We start from the raw sequence: 4327 nt of genomic DNA, 5'->3' as shown, positions 1-4327 counted from the left end.
GCAGTTTTTGTGCATTCTTCTTCCAGTTCACAACCTCAGTCTGAACTATTATCTCAGCCTGAACCAGAATTACTATCTCAACCTGAACTGTTAGCTCAATCTGAGCCTGGATTATTATCTCAACCTGGGCCTGTATTACCATCTGAATCTGAATCAACCGCTGTTGCAGAATCTTCTTCAACTACTATTGGCGGGGGTGCTTTAGTCTCGACTGTGGGCAGTGCTGTTTCTACGTTGGGAGCTTTAGTAGATGGATCATCTTCACCTTTACCTTCTATTATATATCCTTTTGTAGTGCCTACGAGTAGTAGAGCCGCTGCTGGACCTTTTTCCTCTGTGTCCATGAGTGGTAATATTGCTGCCGCTCCTTTATCTTCTGCGTTCGTTGAGGTTAGTAGTGTTCCGCTACTAGCTGCCAATAGAACATCTGCTGAGGAAGAGGGGGCGAGGTTGGCAGCATTGCTGATGGGACTACCTTCTTCACCACCTCCTGCTGGTGAATCAAGTGGGTCCATAAGAGGTGGTAGAGATGGGGCGTCTTCTTCATATATAGATCCTTTTGTAGTGCCTACGAGTAGTAGAGCCGCTGCTGGACCTTCTTCCTCTGTGTCCATGAGTGGTAATATTGCTGCCGCTCCTTTATCTTCTGTGTCTATGGAGGTTAGTAGTGTTTCACTAGTAGCTGCCAATAGAACATCTGCTGAGGAAGAGGGGGCGAGGTTGGCAGCATTGCTGATGGGACTACCTTCTTCACCACCTCCTGCTGGTGAATCAAGTGGGTCCATAAGAGGTGGTAGAGATGGGGCGTCTTCTTCATATATAGATCCTTTTGTAGTGCCTACGAGTAGTAGAGCCGCTGCTGGACCTTCTTCCTCTGTGTCCATGAGTGGTAATATTGCTGCCGCTCCTTTATCTTCTGTGTCTATGGAGGTTAGTAGTGTTTCACTAGTAGCTGCCAATAGAACATCTGCTGAGGAAGAGGGGGCGAGGTTGGCAGCATTGCTGATGGGACTACCTTCTTCACCACCTCCTGCTGGTGAATCAAGTGGGTCCATAAGAGGTGGTAGAGATGGGGCGTCTTCTTCTTCATCATATCAAGGTAGTGCTTAGGAGGGGAAGTGGACGTAAAAGGAAAAGGCGTAGTTAATTGTAAGAATTGATCTTACTACTTGCTATTAGTATTACATGCATTTTATGCATTTGTTGTGTGCAGAAGTTTATTTTTATACGATAGAGCTTCTTCCTTGCATTTCCTCTAAGCTTGTATAAAGGCTGTGTTTTGTTTTTTTATGTTTATTCATCTATTCAGATTTTATGGGTGATTTTTTTGAGGCCTGCCTACCTTATTATTCAACAAATATTACAATCTTTAGTGAATACCATACTTAGTTAATAATTTAATTTTTTTATATTAATGTGTTGATTCGTACTTCATATTGTTCATAGTTTGTGCACTATTAATTACTGCTACTACTTTTTGATGGATAACTTAGTGACGTTAAAACATTAAGTTTTTTTATGTGTTTTCGTGTACCCAGAGTGTGATTATACGTAAATAATAACGTAATCCAAAAATCTGATTTTTTCATCTCAGCATTACGACCTTATAACACAGAGTACATTGAATCAATTAGCGCCTAGTAGTATTGGCGTATACAGCTATAGTGGAGAATCGTAGTTCCGATAGTTAACTGTTAAACTTGTAAGGCAAGGCTGTTTTTTTGTAAATACTAATATATCTACTGTAGATTAATTAAATATATCTAGATTTGTATGCGATAACCTATGCTAGATATTTATGTTACACATGATACACGATTGTCGAGTTTAGATTGTTAAGTTTATACAGTAATTTAATTTTTGTATCAAATAAGGTGTTGCATGTTATGTGCAGTGGGTCTGTATTTGTTTTTCATTATTGAATTGGTGAAATATGTGGAGTGGGAGTATAAGTTATTTTTTTAAGTATTGCTGATACTGATTAAAATGGTTAATACTATTTAAAATATTCATAAGCGTGCCGGTTAAGCGTGCCGGTTTTTTGTACTGTAGATGTGTTTCATGTAAGTTTTATGCATACGTGCGTGGCTTACTTGTATTGATATTAATTATTGGTTAACTGTTTTGTATTGTTCTATTTATATTTATCGCCTATATTGCCTGTCAATTGTGTGCTACTGAGTGTATTTTGCTAGTACACGCCTGTTTAGTAATGACCATTTAATATGTTATAGCGTCACAGTCGCGTAGTAGTATTAATACTTAATTTATACAATTAATATTTATTGGATGTAAATGTTTATTAAATAATATTCAAGCTACCGCAGTTGATGGGTGGTATGTTTTGTTTCTTTGCCTTTATGTGTGGGGCTGGCTTTCTGTGAATTGAGATACAGTATTGCAATATGCGACTCTGCCTATTTGTGGCGTTGTACGTGTTTTGTAGAGTTACTGTGACTACTTATATTGTGTAATTTTGGTATGTGAACTTATGATAATATGTTAGGATGATCAGTAAATTAGTTGATAAGAGAAGAATAAGACAGGAATAATAATAAAAATATAAGCAAAGAGGTTGTTATGTATCCCGTATCTGGTGCTGTTGCTCCTAGTGGTTCCTCGGAGAGCAGGGATGATGGCGGCAATGGTGAAGGTGGCGCTGCGCAAAGTTGTGCTTCTGTGGGTGATTTGCAGCAAGTTGAGGCTCCTCCTGCCACCGATTCAGCTATCCATACTTCAGCTATTGCTGCTGTGGGTAAGGAAGTAAGTGCTAGGGGCAAAGGCAAGGCTTCTGCCAAAAAGCCTGTCGCCGTTTATTCTTCAGCTACCGCTACTTTAACTACTGCTAAAGAAGGAGGAGATGCTGAAAAGACTGGGGGTGGGACTTCTGCCAGAGAGATTGCTTCCTTTAATGTTGACCCTGTTGTTCTTGATTCACTGGGTGTTAAGTTACATCCAGATAATGTTGGAGCTATTAATGTTCTCTTTTATGATGCTAGTGTACTCGCTGCACGTGTTTACGAGAGTTTAATAAGCAAACAACTCCCGCCAGAAGTGCGTGATAAACTGTCGGTTACTGGGCGAACTATTTGGTGCCGTACTTACAGGGTGCTGTGTGAAGTTGGTTTTTCATATAAATGCTTTCGTGAGTACCATGCTAAGCACAGACCTGGTTTTGTACGTTCTCTTCCTACTATTAAAGTATTATCTAATTCTTCTGGAAGTGATGCGGAGATATTAGCTGGAGATGAGTTGCTGAATTTTTTATCTAAACTAGATTCTGCTATTTTTGGCATGATGGTTAGTTTTTTTAACTCTCGTTGGAATGAATCAACTGGTAAAATTATCAGTCCTCTAGAAGGTAAATCCTTGAGTGATATTAGTTGTGTAGATTTTACCAATGTCTTAGATATTGCTAGTGTTCCACCGATAGTAACGTTTTTAGTACCGTATTTAAGAATACATGCAAGTACTAAAAGGTATAAGAAGTATAGTAAGGTATTCTCAGGAGGAGTTGATGTTATAGATCTTACGCATTCCTCACCTCCCAGTCCTCAGTCATTACCATCTCAGTCTGAGTCACAATTAGGATCTTCGTTGCCATCGGAAGATGTTTCTAGTGCACCTTCTGAACCTACTCATTCTGAAGCAGGAGTTATTCATGGTAATGTTGGGGTAGTACAGTCTATTAAATGTGTTGACTTGCTGGGTGTTAAATTACATCCTGCTAGTGCTAAACTAGTTTATAAGCTATTTTCTAATCTCCGTGAAGCTGCCAGAGCGTCTTATTCGAAGTCGATACTTAATTACCTCTTGGAGGCTGTAGGTAATAGTGAACTTTCCGCGGTTGGGCGAGCTATTTGGTGCAAGATGTATAGAGAACTGCACCTGTATAATTTTGTATCTAGGTGTCTTTCTGTCTATCATTGTAAGTACCGTCCTGATTTTGTACGTGCACTTTCTAGTATTCGGGTATTATCAAGCTCCTCTGATAAGCTGGTGCAATTAAGTGGAGCTGGTTTGTTAGATTTTTTATCGAAACTAGATTGTGCTATTCGTGAGGCAGTGGAGTCTATATTTAACACGGAGTGGGATGGGGTAGCTAATAGAGTTTTTGCTGAACTAGAAGATGAATCATTGGATGATATTTGTTGTGAAGATGTTATTAATGTCCTTAATGTTACTGGTATTCCTGCAGCAGCATTTTCAGCTTTCCAAAGACGTACGATAGATCAAAGAAATGCATTAGAAAGTAGTAGTAGAGTTACAAATGAGGATGTGGCTTCAGGAAGTGGTGACGCAGTTTTTGTGCATTCTTCTTCCAGTT

2 protein-coding genes are annotated in these 4327 nt (G+C 39.3%); both read left to right on the top strand.

From position 1 onward, the window contains the following. The coding region (locus A6733_RS09245) for a hypothetical protein (RefSeq protein ID WP_176696809.1) at positions 1 to 1110 on the top strand (1110 nt) is incomplete at its 5' end. Positions 1111 to 2580: 1470 nt separating this feature from the next. After that, the coding region (locus A6733_RS08060) for a hypothetical protein (protein WP_141663502.1) at positions 2581 to 4327 on the top strand (1747 nt) is incomplete at its 3' end.

The sequence above is a fragment of the Candidatus Ichthyocystis sparus genome, from assembly GCF_900078745.1.
GTDB classification, from domain to species: domain Bacteria; phylum Pseudomonadota; class Gammaproteobacteria; order Burkholderiales; family 2013Ark19i; genus Ichthyocystis; species Ichthyocystis sparus.
The sequence above is the reverse complement of the archived record's forward strand: the minus strand, read 5'-3'. Positions and strand labels throughout refer to the sequence as shown.